Annotated in this window: 19 protein-coding genes; 18 read left to right on the top strand and 1 reads right to left on the bottom strand. The window is 40.6% G+C overall.

What is annotated here, in order from left to right; all coding sequences use genetic code 11:
• Nucleotides 1–42 precede the first annotated feature (42 nt).
• Complete coding sequence (ponA, locus tag GFH30_RS11820; RefSeq protein WP_153372835.1) at nt 43–2568, bottom strand: penicillin-binding protein PBP1a; 2526 nt, start codon at nt 2566–2568, stop codon at nt 43–45.
• A gap of 166 nt (nt 2569–2734) precedes the next feature.
• Between ponA and GFH30_RS11815 the strand changes: the two genes are divergently transcribed.
• The 18 genes from GFH30_RS11815 (at nt 2735) to GFH30_RS11730 (ending at nt 25155) form a co-directional block, all read left to right on the top strand.
• On the top strand, nt 2735–3793 hold the full coding sequence (locus GFH30_RS11815) for a pilus assembly protein PilM (protein WP_153372833.1): 1059 nt from the start codon (nt 2735–2737) through the stop codon (nt 3791–3793).
• Nucleotides 3793–4437, top strand: a complete 645-nt coding sequence (locus tag GFH30_RS11810; RefSeq protein ID WP_153372831.1) for a PilN domain-containing protein — start codon at nt 3793–3795, stop codon at nt 4435–4437. The genes GFH30_RS11815 and GFH30_RS11810 overlap by 1 nt, the downstream gene beginning before the upstream one ends.
• Nucleotides 4434–5141 carry a type IV pilus inner membrane component PilO gene (locus GFH30_RS11805; protein WP_153389405.1) on the top strand — a complete coding sequence of 236 codons (708 nt, stop codon included), beginning with the start codon at nt 4434–4436 and terminating at the stop codon, nt 5139–5141. Before GFH30_RS11810 ends, GFH30_RS11805 begins: the two co-directional genes overlap by 4 nt.
• Nucleotides 5141–5668 (top strand): pilus assembly protein PilP, encoded by a 528-nt coding sequence (locus GFH30_RS11800; RefSeq protein ID WP_153372827.1) that lies wholly within the window; start codon nt 5141–5143, stop codon nt 5666–5668. The genes GFH30_RS11805 and GFH30_RS11800 overlap by 1 nt, the downstream gene beginning before the upstream one ends.
• 17 nt (nt 5669–5685) lie before the next feature.
• A complete protein-coding gene (locus GFH30_RS11795; protein ID WP_153372825.1) occupies nt 5686–7794 on the top strand; it encodes a type IV pilus secretin PilQ in 2109 nt (702 codons plus the stop codon).
• Between the two features lie 36 nt (nt 7795–7830).
• The gene (gene aroK / locus GFH30_RS11790; protein ID WP_153372823.1) at nt 7831–8367 is read left to right on the top strand and encodes a shikimate kinase AroK; all 537 of its coding nucleotides are present in this window, start codon (nt 7831–7833) and stop codon (nt 8365–8367) included.
• A gap of 29 nt (nt 8368–8396) precedes the next feature.
• Nucleotides 8397–9476, top strand: a complete 1080-nt coding sequence (gene aroB, locus GFH30_RS11785) for a 3-dehydroquinate synthase (protein ID WP_153372821.1) — start codon at nt 8397–8399, stop codon at nt 9474–9476.
• Nucleotides 9477–9487: 11 nt separating this feature from the next.
• Nucleotides 9488–10339, top strand: coding sequence for a hypothetical protein (locus GFH30_RS11780; protein ID WP_153372819.1), 852 nt, complete (start codon nt 9488–9490; stop codon nt 10337–10339).
• A gap of 441 nt (nt 10340–10780) precedes the next feature.
• On the top strand, nt 10781–15256 hold the full coding sequence (gene gltB, locus GFH30_RS11775; RefSeq protein WP_153373466.1) for a glutamate synthase large subunit: 4476 nt from the start codon (nt 10781–10783) through the stop codon (nt 15254–15256).
• A 68-nt stretch (nt 15257–15324) separates the two neighbouring features.
• Complete coding sequence (locus GFH30_RS11770; protein ID WP_153372818.1) at nt 15325–16746, top strand: FAD-dependent oxidoreductase; 1422 nt, start codon at nt 15325–15327, stop codon at nt 16744–16746.
• A 250-nt stretch (nt 16747–16996) separates the two neighbouring features.
• The gene (locus tag GFH30_RS11765) at nt 16997–17881 is read left to right on the top strand and encodes a metal-dependent hydrolase (protein ID WP_153372817.1); all 885 of its coding nucleotides are present in this window, start codon (nt 16997–16999) and stop codon (nt 17879–17881) included.
• 126 nt (nt 17882–18007) lie between these two features.
• Nucleotides 18008–18598, top strand: coding sequence for a LemA family protein (locus GFH30_RS11760; RefSeq protein WP_153372816.1), 591 nt, complete (start codon nt 18008–18010; stop codon nt 18596–18598).
• A 24-nt stretch (nt 18599–18622) separates the two neighbouring features.
• Nucleotides 18623–19669: a TPM domain-containing protein gene (locus GFH30_RS11755; RefSeq protein ID WP_153372815.1), complete on the top strand. Its 1047-nt coding sequence runs from the start codon at nt 18623–18625 to the stop codon at nt 19667–19669.
• Entirely contained in the window at nt 19663–20223 is a 561-nt protein-coding gene (locus GFH30_RS11750; RefSeq protein ID WP_153372814.1) for a TPM domain-containing protein, read from the top strand. Before GFH30_RS11755 ends, GFH30_RS11750 begins: the two co-directional genes overlap by 7 nt.
• A gap of 200 nt (nt 20224–20423) precedes the next feature.
• Nucleotides 20424–20984, top strand: coding sequence for a pilin (locus tag GFH30_RS11745; RefSeq protein ID WP_153372813.1), 561 nt, complete (start codon nt 20424–20426; stop codon nt 20982–20984).
• A 55-nt stretch (nt 20985–21039) separates the two neighbouring features.
• Nucleotides 21040–22695, top strand: coding sequence for an O-antigen ligase family protein (locus GFH30_RS11740; RefSeq protein ID WP_153372812.1), 1656 nt, complete (start codon nt 21040–21042; stop codon nt 22693–22695).
• A gap of 6 nt (nt 22696–22701) precedes the next feature.
• The gene (gene tfpZ / locus GFH30_RS11735; RefSeq protein ID WP_153372811.1) at nt 22702–23433 is read left to right on the top strand and encodes a TfpX/TfpZ family type IV pilin accessory protein; all 732 of its coding nucleotides are present in this window, start codon (nt 22702–22704) and stop codon (nt 23431–23433) included.
• A gap of 84 nt (nt 23434–23517) precedes the next feature.
• Entirely contained in the window at nt 23518–25155 is a 1638-nt protein-coding gene (locus GFH30_RS11730) for a PglL family O-oligosaccharyltransferase (protein WP_153372810.1), read from the top strand.
• The last annotated feature ends 23 nt before the right edge of the window (nt 25156–25178 follow it).

Raw genomic sequence — 25178 nt, 5'->3', positions numbered from 1 at the left:
ATAAAAAAGCCCGCAATCATGCGGGCTTTTTTATTGGTCTTGTTATCGAACTTGTTCAATTAAAGAATCCAAGTTATCTACTTTTTTGGGTTGTAAGGGCTGCTCTGATCTAACCGGTGCAGGTACTTGCTCAGGCGTTTTAATTTCTTGACCTGGTAAGTCTTCAAAATCATTATCTACCCGTTTCGGCACAACCACTGGGGCAGGGCGGTAGGCAGGCGTTGCCATTGGTGGTGAAGATGGATCAACAGGTTCAGCCTGAACCACTTTGGTTCGATTTAATGGTGCTTTGGCATGACGATCTAAATGTACCCAAGCTTCTGGTGTACCTTTTAATGCGTTCGCCATAAAGTCAGTCCAAATTGGTAAAGCGGCAACACCACCATATTCTCGACGACCGAGGGTGGTTGGTTTATCAAATCCAACCCATGCTACAGTGACCAGTTTGCCATTAAAACCTGCAAACCACGCATCTTTAGCATCATTGGTTGTACCTGTTTTACCCCCAATATCATTACGTCCAATTTTGAGCGCAGCACGACCCGTACCATGTTGAATTACGTCACGCAAAATATTCGCCATATCAAAAGCAGAACTTGATTTTAAAATACGTTGTGCTTGACGATAGTTGCTATTTTCTGGGTTATTTGCAGCGACTGGTTTTTTATCAACATTTGAATTGGTGATTTCAATCACTTCATCATCTGGGGTAATGGCTTCACTTGCGGCAGTTTCAGTATCTGCTTCAGGCTCATTTATACAGGTAATACATGCATATTCAGGTTTAGCTTCAAAGATGGTATTGCCATAAGCATCTTCAATACGACTAATGAAATGCGGTTGAACACGATAGCCACCATTGGCAAAGGTCGCATAACCGGTTGCCATTTGAATTGGGAGTACTTGGGGTGTACCGAGTGCAATGGTGTAGTTACGTGGAATTTGTTTATCTTCTAAACCAAAGTCCATAAATAATTGACGTGTACGCTCAATGCCGACGGTTTGTAAAAGACGAACAGAAACGGTATTACGCGATAAATACAGTGCACGGCGTAACGGAATTGTTCCCAAATAACGTCCATCTGAGTTACGCGGGCTCCATTTTCCAATGGTAATTGGGCTATCGCTGACCATACTGTGTGGGGTCATACCACGCTCTAAAGCCAAAGCATAAACAAAGGGTTTAATGGTTGAACCCGGTTGACGCCAGCCTTGGACTGCACGGTTAAATGTGGATTGATAAAAATTATAACCACCGACCACAGCTTCAATTGCACCATTGTTTGGATTAATCGCAATTAGCTGGCCTTGCACTTTAGGCACTTGAACTAAAGCCCAAGAAGTTTTATCGGCATTCGGTCTTAAGCGAATAATATCTTTAACTTTAACAATCTGACTGGCTTTACTGGGTGCATTACCCACTGCATTGGCATTGCGATAGGGGCGTGCCCATGACATACCTGACCAAGGTACGGTCACCGTTGAACCATCTTGCATTAACGCTTCAAAGCTACTGCTATTCACTTTAGTGACTTGTGCAGGATAGGTATTGGCAAAAGCTTGGAAATTAGATAAAGCTTCATCGTGTGCTTCTGCACCGCGCCAACCATGGCGACGATCATAGGCTTCTAAACCCTTTTGAACGGCTTCTTCGGCATAAGCCTGACGTTCACTATTGATGGTGGTATAGACTTTATAACCCGAATCAATCGCCTGCTCACCGAAGTTTTCAATCAGTTCAGAACGTACCATTTCTCCGACGTATGGAAATACATTGCGAGTACTACGGTTTGGCATATCTAAGTTAATGGGTTCTGCAATAGCAGCTTGATATTGATTTTGCTGGATATAACCGAGTTGTAGCATACGACCCAAAATCCAGTTACGACGTTCAAGTGCCCGTTTTGGATTGGCTACAGGGTTGTATTTTGAAGGTGCTTTGGGTAGGCCTGAAATCATCGCCATTTGTGCTAACGATAATTCATCTAAGCTCTTGTTATAATAAATTTTGCCTGCTGCTGCGATGCCATACGCATTCTTACCTAAGAAAATTTTATTCACATACAGCGTTAAAATTTCTTCTTTCGTCAGATTTTGTTCAATTTTACGCGCAAGGAAAATTTCAGTGAGTTTGCGTTTTAAAGTCCGTTCAGGGCTTAAATAATAATTCTTTGCGACTTGCATGGTGATGGTTGAACCACCCGTTTGCACATCGGAGCCAGTAATGGTTTCACTGACTGCACGACCTAAGCCTTTGAAACTAATGCCACTATGCTCGAAAAAGCTAGAATCCTCAGCGGCTAAAAAGGCATGAATGAACTCACTAGGAATTTGATCATATTCCACGGGTACAGACAGTTTGCCACCATACTCAGCAATGAGTTTTTGGTCCGAACTAAAGACTTGTAAAGGCTTTAACAGTGGTGCTTTTTTAAGCATAGACATTTCGGGTAAAGATGGGGCAATATAGAGATACATGCCGTAAAAACCCATTGGGATTGAGAGCATGATAATCATCATGATCAAAAAAAATGGATGAACTAGGCCTGAACAAGATAGCTTTTTCATAACAAGTAAGTTTTAATAAGAGCTAATGGCAAACTAATGAGCGGTCAGTATATCCTTTAGATATACATAATGTTAGATGAGTTATTGTATCTACATAAAATTATAGACCAGAACACATTAGTGGGTTACTTTAAATTGGGGATAAAAAAATAATAGGAATTATACTGTGCGCAGGTTATATCGTAAGCCAAATAAGGGGTTAATAGGCGTCGACATTAGTTCGACCTCTGTTAAAGTTTTAGAACTTTCTATGAAAAGCGGGCGGTATTGGGTAGAGAGCTATGCTCTCATCCCGCTACCAGAAGGAAGTGTCGTTGAAAAAAACATCTTAAACCCAGAAGCGGTTGGAGATGCTTTAGGTCGTGCCATTAATTTGGCAAACACACAGTCGAATCAGGCAGCGTTTGCAATTCCGACCTCAATGGTGATTACCAAAACCATTGAAATGGATGCAGATATGTCGAGCGATGAGCGTGAAGTTCAAATTCGCGATGACGCTGAACAATATATTCCATTCCCACTCGATGAAGCGAGCCTAGATTTTGAGGTTCTGCCTGATCGATTGTCCAATCCCAATCGCGTCAATGTATTATTGGTCGCAACCCGAATTGAAAACGTAGAAGCACGTTCAGAAGTATTGCAAATTGCTGGTACACATCCAAAAATTGCCGATGTAGAAAGCTTTGCGCTTGAAAATGCTTTTAAAGTGTTTTCCGATACGTTGCCAATGGGTGTCAATACGGTCGGTATTTTAGATATCGGGCACAGTATGACCACCTTGTCGGTCATGCAAAACAATAAAATTATTTATACCCGAGAGCAAGTCTTTGGGGGTAAACAACTGACCCAAGAAATTCAAAACCGTTATGGATTGTCATTTGAAGAAGCAGGACGTGCCAAGAAAACACGTGCCTTGCCAGATGATTATGACATTGAAGTACTTGAGCCATTTTTGGATGCTGTGGTGCAGCAAGCCGCACGTTCATTACAGTTCTTCTTTTCATCATCTCAGTTTAACGAGATTGATCATATTTTATTGGCTGGGGGCAATGCCAATATTCCAGGCCTCGCAAAATTATTACAGCAAAAACTCGGTTACCGTGTCACCGTCGCGAATCCATTTTTACAAATGGGCTTTTCTCCTCAAATCGATATTAAAAAAATTGAAAATGACGCGTCATCACTCATGGTTGCATGCGGTTTAGCATTGAGGAGTTTTGATTAATGGCAAGAATTAACTTACTTCCTTGGCGTGATGAGCTGAGAGTTAAAAGAAATAATGAATTTATTGCATATTCAGTTGCAGCATTGCTAATGGGGTTAGCTGCTGCAGGTGGAACATGGTTCTACTTTGATCAAAAATTACAAGATCAAGAACAAGCCAATCAGCTGATTGTCAGTACCAATCAAAATTTAGATGTTCAATTGAAAGCTTTAGATGGCTTACAAGAGCAACGTAATGCGATTGTTGAACGAATGAAATTGATTCAAGGCTTACAAACCCAGCGCCCAATTGCTGTGCATCTCATTGATGAAGTTGTACGTGTTACACCAAGCAATATGTACATCACCAAATTTGTCCGTACTGGCGATAAATTTACCATTGAAGGCAAAGCAGAAAGTCCAAATACTGTGGCGGAATTGCTTCGGAATTTAGAAGCATCCAGTTGGTATCGTAATGCCTTTATGAATTCATTCTTAGTGGCTGAAGAGAAAAAAGAAAAAGCAGCAAGCTCAGTGATTCCACGTGTAGAAGAGACTTACGGAAGCTTTACAGTAACGGTTGACTTAGATCAAGTTGCTCCAGTCGTCGCGGCAGATCAGCCAACATCACAACCTGCTGCAAGCACAGGAGGGGCTACATCATGAGTCAACAATTCGATGAATTAAATCAAGATGTTGTTGCTGCACCAAAAAATAAAATGACGGTGGAAAAGTTCTTTCAGCAATTTAACACCTTAGATACAAGTAACTATGGTGGATGGCCTTTAGCGGTTAAAATTACCTGTTGGTTATTTATCATTGCTTTGGTGTTTGCTTTGGTTTATTTCGGCTTTATTAGAAGTAAAATTGAGTCTATTCAACAAGCCAATGCGCAAGAACAGAATCTGTTAAACGAATTTCGTGAAAAAGATTCGAAGTTACGTAACTTGCAACAATACCAAGTGCAGTTGCAAGAAATGGAAGCGCGTTTTAATCAGCAATTAGAACAGTTGCCGAAAGAAACTGAGATTCCCGGTTTGGTTGAAGACATCAACTTGAGTGGGGTCAATTCTGGACTGAAATTCAAAAATATCCGTCTAGAATCTGAAATTAAGCAAGAATTCTTTATTGAACAACCGATCGCGATTGAAGCAACAGGTGATTACCATGCGTTTGGTACGTTTGTTAGCAGCATTGCAGGCTTATCACGTATTGTCACTTTGCATGATTTCAGTATTACCGGGACTGAAAATAAAGAAAAGCGTTCTGAAATTCCAACAATTGATTATGTTTTAAAAGCCAAAACGTATCGTTATGTGGGAAGCGCCGCTGCAACTCAAGAACCTTCTACGACTGAGGGGGCTCAATAATGAAAATACTAAAAATAACGTCAATTGCGCTGCTTGGCTATGCATTGGTGGGTTGTGATTCGCGTATTGATTATGTCAATCAGGAAATGGCGAATATTCGTAATCAACCTGCTTTGCCGATTGAGCCAGCACCTGATTTTTCAGCAACTGAAACGTTCAACTACGCAGCACATCAGCTGAAAAGTCCATTTTTGCCAAGCTCATTAGCAGCTGAGTTAAAAGTGATGGCGGGCAAACGTGTCTATCCAAACTTTTCTCGCCAATTACAGCCATTAGAAAGCTATGCATTGGAATCGCTGAATATGAAAGGCAGTATGAAAAATCAAGCAGGTCAGATTGTTGCTTTGATTCAAACGCCTGATAGCGAAATTGAAAGAATTCAACGTGGAAGTTATATGGGATTAAATCATGGTCGCGTGACGAATATTACGCCGACCCAAATTGATTTAATTGAGATTATACCGGACGGTCGTGAGGGTTATGTGGAACGCCCTAGAAGTCTTGTCTTAATCGGGCCAGCGCCATAAGCTTTGAAGGAATAACAATGAATAAAAGTATCAGAAAATTTAATTTTGGGGATGGTCAGACAATGAATCATGTGTTTCGTCAGTTTTCAATGGCTGCAATTACAATAGCAATTACCCAGGTGGCGAGTGCGCAGGTTTCAATAACCAATGTCGTACCTTTACAAATTCCAGGTCAAGGCACAGAAATTCGTGTCATGTTCAATGGTTTACCACCACAGCCTCAAGCCTACCAATTAGAATCACCGTCACGTTTAATTCTTGATTTTGATCAAGTGCAACAAAATGTGAAACAAACTACGGTCAATGTTGCTACAGCAGAAGCCTCAGCGGTTGATCTAAGCTCAGATGCACAACGCGCGCGCCTTACCGTAAACTTAGCAGATGCCGGTGCATTTACGACACGTGTTGAAGGCAACACCTTTATCCTGAAAATTAACTCTGCTAAAGCAAATGTAGTAGCACCGTCTGTTACGCAACAAGCCGTATCAGGTGTATCGAACATTGGTTTCCAACGTGGTTCAAAAGGTGAAGGGCAAGTTGTAATTGACTTGGCTGGATCAAATACCCCTGTGGATGTTCAGCAACAAGGAACAAAAGTGATTGTAAGAACATTAGGTTCTAAAATTCCAACACATCTTATCCGTCGCTTGAGCGTAAATGATTTCGCCACTCCAGCATCGACCATTGATTCAATTAATGATAATGGGTCTGGTTTAATTACGATTCAAACTTCTGGTAGCTATGAATACATGGCATACCAGACGGACAATAAGCTGACAATTAGCTTAAAACGCCCAGAAGATAAGAATCCATTGAGACCGAAAGTAAATAATCATTATAGTGGCAAAAAGATTTCTCTTGATTTTCAGGATATTGAAGTACGACGTGTTTTACAGCTTTTAGCTGATTTTACGGATATCAATATGGTTGCTGCAGACTCCGTGCAAGGAAATATTACCCTGCGATTAAAAGAAGTACCGTGGGATCAAGCACTTGATATTGTACTGAAGACAAAAAAATTAGATAAACGTCGTAATGGTAATGTCATTTGGATCGCACCAATAGAAGAATTGACTAAAGCGGAAGCGGATGAAGCTAAGGCGATAGCTCAGTCGATTAAACTTTCACCTTTACAAACTGAATATATTCAACTTAGTTATGCTAAAGCAGCGGACATTGAAAAATTGCTGACATCATCTAAAAAAGCAACTAATTCATCTTCTTCATCAGGTGGTGATAATGGCGATGATCCTTTAGGTGAAGCAAATCTACTCAGCCCACGTGGTACAGTTTCAGTAGATACGCGAACCAATACTTTAATTATTAATGATACATCACAACGCATTGATCAAATACGTAAGATGATCGATCTTTTAGATGTTGCAGTCAAACAAGTGATGGTTGAAGCACGTATTGTAACTGCAGAAAGAACCTTCTCTCGTGATTTAGGGATTAAATGGGGCTTACAACGTAATAATCCAACGTTTACAGGTGGGCCAAATGGTTCTAATGTGTGGGGTGGTGATTTCTCACCACGTGTTGATCTAGGTGTAGATCTGAGTACAGCCTCTGCAGGTACGTTTAACTTTGGCTTATTGAAGATTTCTGATTATATGCTCGATCTTCAATTGACAGCCTTACAGTCGGATGGTCTGGGTGAAGTGTTATCAGCGCCTAAAATTTTAACAGGGGATAAGCAAAAAGCTTATATTTTACGTGGAACAGAAATTCCTTATCAAACTTATAGTGCCAATGAGGGCTCCACTACCTCATTTAAAGAAGCTAATTTGAAGTTAGAAGTGACACCAAGCATTACACCTGAAGGAAAAGTTCAACTTGAACTTAAAGTTGAGAAAGATACCATCGGTGAGATGACATCTGAAGGACCATCAATTAATACCAATGAATTACAGACCAATGTACTTATTAATGATGGGGAGACAGTGGTGCTCGGAGGTATTTTCGATGACTTTAAAACGACAACTTCGGATAAAGTTCCATTCTTAGGTGATTTACCGGTTGTGGGTAATTTATTCAAGAATAATTCGAAAATTTCTAACCAAGCAGAGTTGCTGATTTTTGTTACACCACGAATTGTTAATGACACTGTTTCAAGAAATCATTAATATATTTTGAAATTAACAAGATGAATAGGTGACTCCTTGCCAAGCAAAGAGTTTGACACCCTACCAAATATCTATTTGGTAGGTCCGATGGGGGCGGGGAAAACAACAGTTGGACGACATTTAGCAGAACTGTTAGGGCGTGAATTTCTAGATAGTGATCATGAAATTGAACGTAAAACAGGAGCTACGATTCCATGGATCTTTGAAAAAGAAGGTGAGCATGGATTTAGAGGTCGTGAAACTGCAGTGATTGATGAGTTAACCTTACGACCACAGCTGGTATTAGCCACAGGTGGTGGTGCGGTGACTCAAGCTCCCAATCGTGAGTTTCTACATCAACGTGGCATCGTTGTTTATTTATTTACGCCTGTTGAAATTCAGTTACAGCGTACCTATCGAGATAAAAATCGTCCATTGTTACAGGTCGAGAATCCTGAACAAAAATTACGTGATTTACTCGCGATCCGTGATCCACTCTATCGTGAAATCGCCCATCATATTATTGAGACCAATCAAGGTGCTGCTCGTGATTTAGCACAGCGTATTCTCAATTTAATTTTATCTAAACAATAAGCTCTGTTGAATAAAGTGGTTAATTAAGCATGCAAACCTTATACGTAGAACTGGGTGATCGTCGTTATCCTATTTTTATTGGTAGTCAACTCGATCCTAAGCAATTACTTGAGCCTTATATTTTGGGTAAACAAGTCATGATTGTCAGTAATGAGACGGTTGCACCACTTTATTTAACCCATTATCAAGATGCCTTGCTCACATTGGGTAAAAATGTGGCGACGTGCATTTTGCCCGATGGTGAAAAATATAAAAATATTGAGCACCTCAATCTTATTTTTGATGCATTGCTGCAAGCTGGGTTTAACCGTGATTGTACGGTGCTAGCTTTGGGTGGTGGAGTCATTGGTGATATGGCTGGTTTTGCATCAGCCTGTTTCCAACGTGGTGTGTACTTTATTCAAGTGCCAACGACCTTACTCTCTCAGGTTGATTCAAGTGTAGGGGGGAAAACAGGCATTAATCACCCATTGGGTAAAAATATGATTGGTGCTTTTCAGCAGCCCCAAGTGGTTTTGGCAGATATGTCACAACTGGCGACGTTACCTGACCGAGAACTCTCTGCAGGTCTTGCAGAAGTCATTAAGTATGCATTGCTGTGTGATGAAGAATTCTTGGTTTGGCTTGAAGCCCATATGGACGGTTTGATTGCGCGCGATGAAAGCTTACTTGCGGAAGCGGTCTATCGTTCATGTGCGCATAAAGCTCGTATTGTCGCTAATGATGAAAAAGAGCAAGGTGAACGCGCGTTACTGAATTTAGGACATACCTTCGGTCATGCCATTGAGTCATATTTAGGTTATGGCGAATGGTTGCATGGCGAAGCGGTGGCAACAGGCATGGTCATGGCAGCTGATTTGTCACAGCGTATGGGCTGGATTTCAGAAGCTGAGCTTGAACGTACAAAAAAAATCATTTCCCGTGCCCAATTACCCATTATTTGTCCTAAAATCCCATTAGATGAATTCTTGGCATTTATGTCGCATGATAAAAAAGTTTTGAATGGTCAATTACGCCTGATTTTATTGAAAAAAATAGGTCAAGCGATCATTACCAAAGACTTTGATGTCGAAGCCATGCAACACGCCATTTTAGCAAATCAGCAATAGGTTAATACTCAATGACAGCTCTACGTACCCCATGGCAAAAGATTCAGCATTATTTCTGGCTGGTCTGTGGGGTGGGCTGTCTTTTTGTTGCCTTGGTGTTTTGGGCAATTACGGATAAAGACGAACTTGTTGAAGTCAGCAAAAATGCTGAAACTGAAGTTGAATTGCAAATTCAACCTGAGAAAGTTGCTTCAATGAACCACCTTGGTGCACTCAATGATGAAGTTCATCCGCTTAATTTGAACAAACGTACGGTTGTGAACGTCAATCATGAGGCTGAATTTCGTGGCACCAAATATGTGAATGACCATCAAAGATCATTTGCGATTGAAGTCTTTCGTGTCAAAGATGAAGCCATTTTAAAAGGCTTTTTGAAGAAACAACTCGATCGTAAGGATTTTGTCTATTTGCGTGTGGCGGGTGAAAATGTGCCAGAACAATATGTACTGTTATACGGTTTATATTCCTCAGAAGTTGAAGCAAAACAAAATCTAAGCACATTGAATATGGGGTTGCCCGCATCGATTAAACCGAGTGTGGTGTCTTTAAAAAGTTTTGAAAAACTCGTCGATAATTTAGGTTCTGATGAACTGACGACCAATCAGAAAAAATATGAAGTGGTACTGAAAAATGTACCCTTACCTCAAGTGGATGAAGCACTCGCAGCGAAACGTGCTCAACAAGCAGCTCAAGCCAATATCGTACGCACCCCTTCAACCAAGACCACGATTACTCGCCGTGATGAAGGCGGAAATGTCGTCGATGTGCAGCAATCTGAAACAACAGTAGAAACGCCAGTGGCTAAGCCGCAACCTCATCATAATCGTGTACAACCGACTGAGATTCATGATCCATTTAATTAATAAGATCTAAAATAGCGCACACATTACTTTGCTTAAAAAATAAGTGTGCCTATTTGGTGCAATTTTCTATCAAAGATGAAGAATAATAATATTGAGCATCACAAATGCATGGGCTAGCAAGCCCTATAAATAATAGTGCTTAAGTTGGCACAAAATTTGCTTTATTGGTGCATGAAATGAATGAATCTCCCTATTTTGGCGCAAAAATCATTCAATATTGGGGGTGAATTGTCTGTTTTGTTGAGTATACTGCGTATAAACCAATCAAAATAAGGTTGAATAATTATGCGATTTAAACTGCAACAGCTCGGTCAAATACCATCATGATGATTTTTGCTCGTTGAGAATTCCTGCGAGTCACTGTACACACCATTTCAAAGAAAAATTTCTATTGTTTTATTGCCCTTTAGGGCTTTGTAAAAAGAAGGGTACGCTATGCACATGCCATCGCCGAACAATGTAGCTCCCACTCAAGGTTTATATCAACCCGATGAGTTTAAAGATAACTGTGGTTTTGGCTTAATTGCCCACATGCAAGGTGATGCAAGCCATCACTTGGTCAAGACCGCGATTCATAGTTTAAGTTGTATGACCCACCGTGGTGGTATTGCCGCAGATGGCAAAACCGGAGATGGTTGTGGTCTTTTATTGGCGATGCCAAAAGCATTTTTCCGTGAAGAAGCGAAACGACTGAGTGATATTACCCTCAGTGAAGTATTTGCTGTCGGTACGGTATTTTTAAGTTTAGATCCTGCTGTTGCAGCACATGCAAAGCAAGTACTTGCGAAAGAAATTGAAGCGGAAGGCTGTAAAGTTATTGCTTGGCGTGTCGTGCCAACCAATAACGATGCATTGGGTTCAATCGCGATGCAATCTTTACCTGCATTTGAACAAATTATTGTGAATTGCCCAATTGGGGTGACTGAAGTTGAATTTAACCGTAAGTTGTTCATGGCACGCCGTCGTGCAGAACAATTATTGGTGAATGATGCTTCTTTTTATGTCACCACTTTATGTTCAACAGTGATTAGCTATAAAGGTTTGATGATGCCAGCAGCCATTGCTGACTTCTATACAGATCTGGCGGATGAGCGTTTAGAATCGCATATTGTCGTGTTCCATCAACGTTTCTCGACCAATACTTTGCCGCGTTGGCCTTTAGCGCAACCATTCCGCTATGTCGCGCACAATGGTGAAATCAATACCATTACAGCAAACCGTAATTGGGCAGTCGCACGTACACCAAAATTTGAAAACCCATTATTGCCAGGTTTAACTGAGCTGAATCCAATCGTCAACCGTACCGGTTCGGATTCATCGAGCTTAGACAATATGCTTGAGATTTTGGTCGGTGGTGGCATGGATTTATTCCGTGCACTGCGTATGCTCGTGCCACCTGCATGGCAAAATGTCGAAACTTTAGATGCAGATTTACGTGCATTCTACGAATTTAACTCTAAGCATATGGAAGCGTGGGATGGTCCTGCTGGACTTGTGATTCAAGATGGTCGACATGCCATTTGTATGCTCGATCGTAATGGTTTACGTCCTGCGCGCTGGGTGATTACCAAAAATGGTTACATCACCCTCGCATCTGAAATTGGTGTTTGGGGCTATGAACCTGAAGATGTCGTTTCTAAAGGTCGTGTCGGTCCGGGTCAGATCCTTGTTGTCGATACGCAAACTGGAAAAGTACTCGATACCAGTGATGTGAGCAATCATCTCAAACGCATGCGTCCATATCGTCAATGGTTACGTGAGAACTCTGTGCGCGTTCAAGGTAGCCCAGAACTTGAAGAATATTTATGTGATCAAGGCTTAAAAAATGACGCCTTGAAAGCGGCACAAAAAATGTTCATGGTTACCTTTGAAGAGCGTGATCAATTGTTACGCCCCATTGCTGAAAGTGGTCAAGAAGCGGTTGGTTCAATGGGGGATGATACGCCAATGGCGGTGTTATCTCGTCAAGTACGTCATGTATCCGATTACTTCCGTCAGCAGTTTGCACAGGTAACCAATCCACCGATCGATCCATTACGTGAATCGATTGTGATGTCGTTGGAAACCTGTTTTGGTCGTGAACAGAATGTGTTTGAACAAGGTCCTGAACACGCAGATCGCTTAATTGTTTCTAGCCCAGTCTTGTCTAATTCAAAAATGCATCAGATTCGTACTTTGGGTCGGGCGGGTTATGAAATTGCCGATATTGATCTGAACTATGCGGAAACTGAAGGTCTGCAAGCCGCAATTACACGTATTTGTGAAGAATCCGCGCAAGCGATTCGTGATGGCAAAACTCTATTAGTACTGTCTGATAAAAAAATTCGTGAAGGTTACTTGCCTGCCAATGCCTTTATGGTGACAGGTGCAGTTCATCATCATTTGATGAATGCAGGTTTACGTACCGACGCAAACTTAGTGATTGAAACAGGCTTTGCCCGCGATGCGCATCAATTTGCGGTCTTACTTGGCTTTGGTGCAACAGCAATCTATCCATATCTTGCCTATGATGTGATTAATGATTTAATCGCAAAAGGCGAGTTATTGGGTGACCCAATTTATGCCCAAAATAATTTCCGTAAAGGCATTGAAAAAGGCTTACTCAAAGTCTTATCAAAAATGGGTATTTCAACGGTTGCTTCGTATCGTGGCGGTCAGCTTTTCGAAGCTGTTGGTTTATCCAATGAAGTGGTTGATACATGTTTTGCAGGTGTACCAAGTCGTATTCAAGGCGCAACTTTTGTAGATCTTGAAAATGATCAAAAACAATTGGCAGATATTGCGTGGAAAAATCGTAAGCCGATTGATCAAGGTGGTTTGCTGAAATTTGTGTTCGGTAAGGAATATCACGCATTTAACCCAGATGTGATTAATTCGCTACACAAAGCCGTGCGTTCAGGTAACTACGCTGACTTTAAAGAATATGCAGAGTTGGTGAATACCCGTCCAATCGCGACGATTCGTGATCTATTTAAACTTAAAACTGAGAATTCAATTCCAGTTGAGCAAGTCGAATCTGTAGAAGATATTCTGCCACGTTTTGACTCTGCGGGTATGTCTCTCGGTGCATTGTCACCAGAAGCGCATGAAGCGATTGCAATTGCCATGAACACCATTGGTGGTCGTTCAAATTCAGGTGAGGGCGGCGAAGATCCTGCGCGTTACGGCACGATTCGTAACTCGAAAATTAAACAAATTGCATCGGGTCGTTTCGGTGTAACACCAGCGTACTTAACTTCTGCTGAAGTATTGCAGATTAAAGTCGCGCAAGGTGCAAAACCGGGTGAAGGTGGTCAGTTGCCAGGTGGTAAAGTGAATGGCTTAATTGCACGTTTACGTTACTCAGTACCGGGCGTAACTTTAATTTCACCACCACCGCATCATGATATTTATTCGATTGAAGATTTATCACAATTGATCTTTGACTTAAAACAAGTCAATCCTCAAGCGATGGTGTCGGTAAAACTCGTATCTGAACCGGGTGTGGGGACGATTGCTGCCGGTGTGGCAAAAGCCTATGCTGACTTTATTACCATTTCAGGTTATGACGGTGGTACAGCAGCATCTCCGTTATCCTCAATTCACCATGCGGGTTCACCGTGGGAATTGGGTTTAAGCGAAGCACATCAAGCACTTCGTGTGAATGACTTGCGTGGCAAAGTCCGTGTACAAACCGATGGCGGTTTGAAAACGGGTCTAGATGTGGTGAAAGCTGCGATTTTGGGTGCTGAAAGCTTTGGCTTTGGCTCAACGCCAATGATTGCACTCGGTTGTAAATATCTACGCATCTGTCACTTAAATAACTGTGCAACTGGTGTCGCAACGCAGCAAGATCATCTTCGTCAAGAGCATTACATTGGCGAGCCACAAATGCTGATTAACTTCTTCACCTTTATTGCGGAAGAAACCCGTGAATGGTTGGCAGCACTTGGTGTATCAAGCTTAAAAGATTTGATTGGTCGTACCGATTTACTTGAAGTTTTACCGGGTGAAACTGAAAAGCATGGGCATTTAGATTTAAGTAAACTCCTTGAGTCGCATCCTGCTGCGGAAGGTAAAGCACAGTATTGCCAAGTAGAAGGCAATGCACCGTTTGATAAAGGCGTGTTGGCTGAAAAAATGGTGGCTGAAATTTTACCTGCCATTGAAGAAGGCACCGGTGGTGAATACTACTTCAGCATTGGTAACTGTGACCGTTCAATTGGTGCGCGCCTTTCAGGTGAAATTGCACGTCGTTATGGCAACTTGAGCATGGAAGCCCATCCAGTCAAAGTGAATTTGAATGGTACAGCAGGTCAGTCGCTCGGGGTTTGGAATGCAGGTGGTTTGCATATCAAACTTGAAGGCGATGCCAATGACTATGTGGGTAAAGGTATGGCAGGCGGAAGAATTTCAATCTTCCCACCAAAAGGTTCACCGTTCCAAACTCAAAATACGGCAATTATTGGGAACACATGCTTGTATGGTGCAACAGGCGGTAAGCTCTTTGCTGCTGGAACTGCAGGCGAACGTTTTGCAGTACGTAACTCAGGTGCTTTCGCGGTGATTGAAGGTGCAGGCGACCATTGCTGTGAATATATGACCGGTGGTATTGTGACTGTGCTCGGTAAAGTTGGACATAACTTCGGTGCAGGTATGACAGGCGGTTTTGCTTATGTACTTGATTTAGATAATGACTTTGTCGATCATTACAACCATGAATTGATTGAGCTGAATCGTATTTCGACAGAAGCGATGGAAGAACATAAATCGTTCTTGGGTCGTATCTTAGATGAACATATTCAAGAAACAGGTAGTGCTTGGGCGTACAAAATCCGCAACGAGTTTGATTTCTACAGTCGTAAGTTCTGGTTGGTGAAACCAAAAGCCGCGAACTTACAAACGCTGTTAAAAACCACTCAAGCTGATCCACAATAATTCCACTACTGCAGAAATGAAGGCAGATGTAAGGCAGCGAGACCTTACATCTACCCACGGAGAGAGACATGGCTGAACGCCTGAATAATGACTTTCAATTCCTGGATGTAGCACGCCAAGATCCAGAGAAAAAAGAGATTGATGTCCGCAAAGCAGAGTTTGTGGAAATTTATAAACCGTTTACAGCGGAAATTGCAGCAAATCAAACCCATCGTTGTTTGGGTTGTGGTAATCCCTATTGCGAATGGAAATGCCCAGTTCATAACTACATTCCAAACTGGTTAAAACTGGTATCTGAGGGTCGTTTATTCCAAGCGGCTGAATTGTGCCATCAAACCAATACCTTGCCTGAAGTCTGTGGTCGTGTGTGTCCACAAGATCGTTTATGTGAAGGTGCATGTACCTTGAACGATGGCTTTGGTGCTGTGACGATTGGTAATGCTGAAAAATATATTAATGATACTGCTTTCGCATTGGGCTGGCGTCCAGATATGTCAGGCGTGAAATGGACTGATAAAAAAGTCGCAATTATCGGTGCAGGGCCTGCAGGTCTTGGCTGTGCGGATATTTTGGTCCGTGCAGGAGTAAAACCCGTCGTATTTGATAAACGTCCTGAAATTGGCGGCTTACTGACGTTTGGTATTCCAGAATTCAAAATGGAAAAAGACGTAATGAAACGCCGTCGTGAGATTTTCTCAGGCATGGGGGTTGAATTCCGTCTGAATACTGAAATTGGCACAGATATCACCATCGAGCAATTGCTTGCAGATTATGATGCCGTGTTTATGGGTATGGGTACATATACCTATATGAAAGGTGGCTTTGCAGGTGAAGACTTAGACGGTGTTTATGATGCACTTGATTTCTTGATTGCCAATGTCAACCGTACGCAAGGTTGGGAAAAAGATCCATCAGAATACATTTCTGTTGAAGGTAAAAAAGTGATTGTGCTAGGTGGTGGTGATACCGCGATGGACTGTAACCGTACTTCCATTCGTCAAGGTGCAACGTCTGTCACTTGTGCTTACCGCCGTGACGAAGAAAACATGCCAGGTTCGCGTCGTGAAGTCAAAAATGCCAAGGAAGAAGGGGTTGAATTCCAATTCAACCGTCAACCGATCGAAATTGTCGGTGAAAATGGCAAAGTCACAGGCGTGAAAGTCATTACCACACAGTTGGGTGAGCCTGACAGTCGTGGTCGTCGTAGCCCTGAACCTATTCCGGGTTCTGAAGAAATTCTACCTGCGGATGCTGTGTTACTGGCATTTGGTTTCCGTACCAGTCCAGCCGAGTGGTTTGGCGGTGCGAACATTAATCTTGATGGCTCTGGACGTGTGGTTGCAGCAGAGCAGCAACAATATAAATTCCAAACCTCAAATCCGAAGATTTTCGCCGGTGGTGATATGGTGCGCGGTTCAGATCTTGTGGTGACTGCGATTTGGGAAGGTCGCCAAGCAGCTGAAGGTATCTTGGATTATTTAGATATCTAATACATCTGATTCAACTTTTTAAAACCCGCCTCGGCGGGTTTTTCACTAATTGCTTCTTTGTAGAGGAGCGTTATGGATAATCATAAAAATAAGAATTCATCATCGATTCGACGCGTATTTCAGCAGCTAAAAATCATGAAACAGAATTAAATTGAATCTTTTTGCCTATCAACGCAGCATTTTTGCCATAGGGAAAAGGTGACTCTATTCACATAATGTTCAATATCTCTATTTTTATGGAAGTTGCAGCATGAGCCATGTGAGCACAGCCAAGTCTTATTTAAATCGTCCTAAAGCCATTGGCATTACTGTACGTAAACTTAAATTTAATCCGAAAGCCATCAAACGGCATTATTTTGCCAATTCACCTGTGATGTCGCATTTACTAACAGGGCTATCTTCAACATTTCCGATTGGTGAGCAATTTTTTGTACATAGCGTGCGTAATGTGCGTGACCGTGTAACCGATCCAAAACTTCAAGCTGAAATCGCGGCTTTTATTGGTCAAGAAGCCATGCATTCAAAAGCACATAGCGAATTTAACGCTGCTTGGAGACGTGATGATTATCAGTTGGAGCGGTTTCAAGCGTGGCTTGCACGTAAAGAGCATCATGTAAAAAGTCTAGATCCCAAATATCAACTTGCCATTACCTGTGCTTTTGAGCATTTTACCGCATTGCTCGGGGGCTATATTTTGAAGCATCCTGAAATTTTAAGTACGCTCGATGAAGATGCGATGAAACTTTGGGTCTGGCATGCGATTGAAGAAATCGAACATCGCTCGGTCGCATTTGATGTGTATCAGCATGTCTATGGTGATGATGCTGTACGCCGTCTGATCATGCGTAGCGTGACGACGGGGTTTGCCAGTCTCACTTTCTACTCAGCCAGTCGTTTATTTTTACAAGATATAAAGAAAAGTCTGCCAAAAATAGGTGGCAATCTGTTTGGTTTTTATTTATTGGCCAAAATGATGCTTCAATCTGCACCTGAATATTTGGCATATTACAAAACAGGCTTTCATCCTTCACACATCGATTATTCAGAGGTTTTACAAATGTGGAAAACACGGATGGCAACCGAATATCACCTTGAAGCGTTTGATGACACATCTCAGCCAATGTTACTGAGTTAAGTCGATATTTTTTAGTACGGACACACAATAAAAAATAGATTTGATTATTAAAAAATAACAAACAGTTGCATAAAAATGATTAGAATCAATCTAAACAGATATAAATAGAATCATGAGGTACTCAAAATGAATAATTTAAAAAAATCGCTATTGGCTTTGGCGTTAACCAGTACGTTGACTTTAAGTGGTTGTGGCTACAATACCTTGCAAGTCAAAGATGAAGCGGTGACAGCATCTTGGTCTGAAGTACAAAATCAATATCAACGTCGTGCAGACTTGGTGCCTAATTTGGTCAATGTGGTGAAAGGGTATGCAGCGCATGAAGAGCAAGTGTTGACTGAAGTCACCGAAGCGCGTGCCAATGTTGCCGGCTTAAAAGTAGATAAGGCCGTTTTAGAGGATCCTGCGTTATTCCAAAAATACCAAGAAGCACAATCACAAATGACGGGCGCATTGTCACGCTTGTTGGCAGTGACTGAAAATTATCCTGATTTAAAAGCCAATGAACAGTTCCGTGATTTGCAAGTTCAACTTGAAGGTACAGAGAACCGCATTGCAGTGGCACGTAATCGTTATATTACAACGGTTCAAGACTTTAACTCTTATGCGCGTCAGTTCCCACAAGTGATGACCGCAAAAGTGATTGGTATGGACACCAAACAAAACTTTAGTGCGGAGCAAAGTGCACAGAAAGCACCAACAGTGTCATTTAACTAATTGAATAACATTGGGGCTTCTGCAATGAAAAATCGAGCGCTAAAAATAGCAGCCGTCGTGCTGTTATTCTGGAGCAGTCTGTTTAGCAGCTATTTATGGGCAGAGACTGCCACAGCGACAGATCAAGACATTGAAGAAGTCATTGTTGCGCGTGAAATTTTAAATAAACAAAAGGAAGCGACACCGTCTCAGACCGCGGCAGCCGAAGCGCAAGTTCAACAACCGAACATTGCTAATGATATGGCAGAAGGGCAGACTCAGCGTGATTTGCCGAGTTTAAATGCACCTGTCATTGACCAAGCGAATTTACTCACTGCCACTGAAAAACAACAGATCAGCCAACGTATTTTAAATTTGCATAATGCGGGAAAAGGTCAAGTTGGTGTTGTGATTGTTCCCACCACAGGTCAAGAGGATATCTTTGGTTATTCGATGCGTGTTGCCGAAGCATGGGGATTGGGTTCAGCCAAACGCGATAATGGGTTGCTTATGACCATTGCCATTAATGACCGTCGTATTCAAATTCTGACCGGTTATGGTTTAGAAGGCGTGATTCCTGATATTGTGGCAAGTCGGATTATTAATGACAAAATTACGCCTTACTTTAAGCAAGCGCAGTATGCACAAGGGATTGATGCAGGCTTAGCTGAAATTGAACGGATTTTAACTTTAGATCCCGAGATTGCTGCCCAAGCTGCAGATGAACTGAAAGAACGCCAAGAACAAGCCTATCAATCACACAAAGCCACCCAATCGACTTTAAGCTCGGTGTTATTTATTGTGGTTGCAGGTGTCATTGCATCTTTCATTTTTGGTAAAAAACTCAGTGCATCTACGGCTGCTGTTGCGGGTACTGCCGCAGGACTGGTCAATGGAATGGGCTTAGTGGCAAGCTTGCTCATTGGCGCAGGTGTATTTTTCTTATTGGTCACGTCTATTGCCCAACTCATCTTCCAAGCCTTTTTATCAGGTGGTGGGCGCGGTGGCGGTAGTGGACGTGGTGGTTTTGGCGGCGGCTTCGGTGGAGGCGGTGGCGGTTTTGGCGGGGGAGGTGCTTCAGGCTCATGGTAACAACAACAGATTCAACAGATATTGTCACGCAAGCAAAAATTATTGAGCAACATCAACCCAGTTTTAAACGCTGGCTCAAGCATGTTTGTCATATCCCTTCGGCAAAACGTTTTTACTCTAAGCAAGATCAACATGCCATTGCGCAAGCGGTGGCAGAAGCCGAGCATGGTCATGTCGGAGAAATTCAAGTCGTGATTGAAGCCTGTTTACCTGCGGCCATTGCTTATCAGCACGATACCTTAAGTCGCGCTCGTCAACTCTTTGCTGAACTAGGTACATGGGACACCGAATATAACAGTGGTGTATTGCTTTACTTAAACCTATGCGAGCGAAAAGTCGAAATTGTGATTGATCGTGGTATTCGAAATGCCACAACACAAGAAATTTGGGATGGAATTTGCCAAAATATTCTTCAACAACTTTCAGATAAAAAATATAAAGAAGCTTTGGTTGATGGTATTTTTGAAATTGGAAAGGTATTAGATGCCTACTATGATCGGAAAATTCAAGATTTAGACAATGAGATTAGTAATCAACCGATTATACTCGGGTGAATAAGGTCTTAAAACTGACAATTTTTGTCACTTAGTTACACAAAATGAAACTTAAAAATTACAAATTAAAAAATATTTTTTTAAAGTGCTGTTTTTTCTCTCAAAATTACTATAATAAAAGTTGGCACGTTAGATGCTAAATATAAATAGCTTTAACAATTAAGCTTATAAATAAACATAAAACATTTGTGGAGAATGTTATGAAATCAGTTCAAAAGGGTTTTACCCTTATCGAATTAATGATCGTGGTAGCGATCATCGGTATTCTTGCTGCAGTTGCACTTCCAGCTTACCAAGACTATACAGTTCGTGCAAAAGTATCTGAAGGTATTTTAGCTGCGTCTTCATGTCGTACAGCGGTAACCGAAGCTGTAGACGCTGGTACTATTCCATCAGGTACAAATACATGGGGATGTGAGCAAGGTTCAGCATCTGGTACTCCAGCAACGAAATACGTACAAGAAATTGTAGTTTCTAAAACAGGTAATATTGTTGGTCAAATTCGTGTGACCTTAACTAAAGATGCTTCTTTAAAAGGTGCAAGTGGTTTACAAATTCATATGACACCAACATCAGATGCTGCTGGTCAGGTTCCTTTAAGTATTACAGCCGTTTCTGGCACTGGTAATAATCAAACAGGTGGTGATGCAGCAACAAATGCTCTTATCAAATCATGGTCATGTGGTTTAGTTGGTAATGCTGATAAACAAAAATATTTACCAGCAACATGCCGTGTTCCTCAAACAGCAGGTACTTTCTAATCTGAAGGTATTAAAAAGCTGACTTCGGTCAGCTTTTTTTATGAATGAAATGACAATGAATATTATAATTTTTACGATTTTACTTTGTTTTGGATTATCTTACTTTATATGTTTGTCAGTCTTTCCATGGACTTCATCCTCGCAAGATTTTTTGTGGTTTTTAGGCTTAGTTTTATCTCTTGGCTTATTTTATAAAAAAGAAGTTAAACTGCCTAAAATTACTATTCCTATTCTTTGTATATGTCTCATTCCTTTAGTTCAATTTAGCTTTGGACAGGTGTATTATTTTTCTACGGCATTTTTTAGTTTCATTTTCATTTTTGCTTTTGTAGCCACTGTTTTATATGGCTATAATAGCCATCACTTGGCTGATAAAAATAAAATTATTCAATATATTGCGTATTTTTTTACGCTTATTGGATTGATCAGTAGTCTATTCGCCATTGCGCAATGGTTGCAAATTTCTCATCCTTATATCTTAAATTTAAGTCATAATCGACCTTATGCAAATTTAGGTCAGCCGAATCATTTGGCAACATTGCTTATGCTCAGTATTTGTAGTCTTCTGTTTTTATATGAGCATATGAAGTCTAAAAATATATTTTTAATTCTGCTCCTCCCTTTTGAGGTTTGGGCACTTGCATTAACTCAATCGAGAACGACATGGATTATTTTATGTGTATTTTTTATTATTTGCATAGTTAATAAAAATAATTTTAAAAAAAAATCAACGCCTTACATTGCTTTAACTGCTCTATTTATCTATTTATTTATTTTGATATTCAATGCTGAAATTTCTGAATATCTAAATCTAGTCAAGCCAATTCCAGTGCAAGAACGACTAAATGGTGGGTTAGGTCGTATTGAAATGTGGAAGCATATGTACTATGCCGCGATGCAACAACCATGGTTAGGGTATGGTTGGTTTCAAACAACAATCGCACAGCTAGAAGGGGTGCTTCTATTTAAAAATGAAGGGAATTTATCAAGCGCACATAATATTATGATTGATTTAGTTTTGTGGGTGGGCATTCCATTGGCCCTCTTAATTGTTGGATATAGCTTGTATCTTATAAAACGAATTTTTTTAAGTATTCATAGTTTGCCACAACTATATGTGTTTATGATGATGTTATGTATATTGGTGCATGCTCAGCTTGAGTTTCCTTTGTATTATAGCTATTTTTTATTTCCATTAGGTTTCTTTATTGGTTTATTACTGATCGATTGTAATTGTAAAAATTTTTTAGTTAATGAGAAATTAAAGCAATGTATTTTTCTTATTTGCATTTGTTTCTATGCTTTAATATTTAAACAGTATGATCAGTGGCTGAGTGATTTTGGTTATGCATCTGGCATGGAAAATACTGGAAAATTACAGCATAAATATTCTCTGTTATTTTCCCAGTTTTCAGATCGAGCAGATTTTATTGTTGCAAAAATAGATCATAATTACCCTGATTCAAATTTGGAATTGTTTGAGCATTATGTGAAAAGCCAGCCAACTGAATATAATTTGTATAAAATGGCTCAAATTTTTTATTTTAATGGAAGTATGGTTAGAGCTAATTATTATCTTGATGTATACAATGCTCTTTATAATAAAAATGCATTATTTAAAGATTTGTCTAAAATTAGTACTCGTCAAGAAAATGGTCTTTCATCACTATTTGAAAAAAATAGTAGTACACCACAATTAAATACGAAGTAATTAATTATGTCTAAACGTTTGAAATTCTTTATTAAACATTTAGTTATATCACTGGTCGTGGCAATATTATTACTTGGCTTAGTGTTTCTGTTTTGGTATCCAGCACCACTTGCAAAATCTGTGGGTGTAACAACTATTATTTTAATGTTGTTTATTGTTGATATCACTATCGGTCCATTATTAGGATTGTTGGTCTATAAAGAGCATAAAAAATCGTTAAAATTTGATCTAGCAATCATCATTTTGGTTCAAATCTCAGCTTTATTGTATGGCGTATTTACACTTGAGCAAGGTAGACCTGCATGGATTGTTTATAATGTTGATCGTTTTGAGTTGGTCCGAAAAAATGAGATTCTCGAAGAGCATATCGACAAGGCAAAATCTAAATTCAATCATGTCCCATTATTAAAACCTCAATATGCAATGATTGAAAATCAGAAAGATCCTCAAAAACGCCAAGCTGATTTATTTACTGAAGTCCTTGGTGGAGTATCTTTGTCACAAATGCCGGACCGTTATATTGAATTTGATCAAAACATATTACTTAAAGGTAATTATATAAAAAATCTTGATTCTTTATATAATTATAATGAAAAGTCTACGGTAGAGAAAATTTTCAATAGCACGCCTACGGCATCGGGCTATGTGCCCCTAAAAGCGAATCAAACAGACATGACTGTATTACTTGATAAACATGGTCAGCCACTCAAGATAGTCGATTTACGTCCTTGGAATTAATTTGCTAAAAAATGGAAAAAGCAGATTACCTTTTAATCTGCTTTTTGCTTATCATGTGCAATATTGAAAAGCATTGATACATTCATGAAAGCCACACTTGCCCTCATCGCAGCCATACTCATCTCCCTTGCATGGCTCATCCCTGTCCATTACCGCCCTTGGGTGACCTATACAGGTGAGCTATATGCATTTTTTGCCTTATTTGCTTTAGCGGCTATTTGCTTCAAAGAAAAAATCAAATTGCCAACAGTAATTTTGCCATTGCTGCTGCTTGCATGTGTACCACTGCTGCAATTGCTTATGGGACAGGTGTTTTTCTTTAATACCGCAATGATGGGTTTTATTTTCATCTTTAGTTTCTGGCTTGCGAGTGTCTTGGGTTATCAACTCTCAAAAGGGCAATATCAAAGGGAACAAACCTTTACTTACTTAAGTTATGTTTTTGTTATTTCTGGCGTGGTGACTGGACTCATTGCGCTGTGCCAATGGTCAAATTTAGATGCTATCTTGCCGGGTATGGTCAATATTAGCGGCACAACACGACCGTTTGCCAACTTTGCCCAACCGAATAATATGGCGACATTCCTCATTATGTCTCTGATGGCAACACTGTATCTGTATGAACAACGCAAGTTAAAAACAATGTGGTCGGTGCTCGGCGGTTTGATTATTGTGATGGGCATTGCTTTAAGTCAGTCACGTACTGCTTGGGTCGCAGCGCTATTGATTTTAGTATATTTGAGCTATTACCAATATAGAGCAGTGCTTCGCTTAAAATGGTTTTATAGCGCGCTATGGCTTGCAGTGTTTATTGGCTTTATTTGGCTGTTCCCGATCCTAAGTCAATTGATGACACAGTTTACAGATGCAGACGTTATTCGTAGTCGTAGCGTGGTCTCACGTGCGACAGGGGATATGTCACGTGTCGCGATTTGGCAGCAAATGCTTGCCGCGGTAGAAGCAAAACCTTGGCTAGGCTATGGATGGTATCAAACCAGTAGTGCATTTGTGTCGATTTCAGATACCGTCGAAGGACCTGTTTGGATTCGCAGCGCGCATAACTTTATTCTCGATTTTTTACTGTGGAATGGCATCATTGTCGGTGTGCCATTTTTGGCATATTTCGGCTATTTGGGCTATCGCTTACAGAAGTTTGTCAACACGCCTGAATCTGTGATTGGGATGCTCATGATTGGCGCTTTTGTCACCCATGCCATGTTTGAATTTCCGCAAAATTATGCTTATTTCTTATTGCCGGTTGGTTTTATTATTGGGACGGTGCTGGCGCAGCGGAAAGATTTAAAAACAATCACACTGCCGCCAATTGCGATGAAGATTGTGTTTGGAATAGGGCTTTTGCTGCTGATTGTGATTTATCGTGATTATGATGTGGCAGTGAGCAAAATGGCAGAGACGGTGCGTTATGAGCATCAACCTGAACGTATTCAAGATCAGGGTCCGATTTATCTGCTGACTGAATTTAATCATCGTATTGATTGGATTCGTCTTAATGCTTATAGCGATGTATCAAAAGCAGAATTGGATGAGATTGAAAAATTGATTTTGAGTTATCCGACTAAATATAATCTGATTAAATATGCCAAATTGTTGGCTTATAACGGCTATGAAGATCAAGCGAAGCATCAGTTATTACGCTTAGATCGTGTGCAAAAAATGCAATTGAGCTACGAAGATTTGATTGCGGAAATGCCGAAAAGATAAATTAGATATCAGTACGAAAAAGC

It is taken from the genome of Acinetobacter wanghuae, from assembly GCF_009557235.1.
GTDB lineage: Bacteria > Pseudomonadota > Gammaproteobacteria > Pseudomonadales > Moraxellaceae > Acinetobacter > Acinetobacter wanghuae.
Note: the sequence above shows the minus strand (reverse complement) of the source record. Positions and strands in the feature narration are given on the sequence as shown.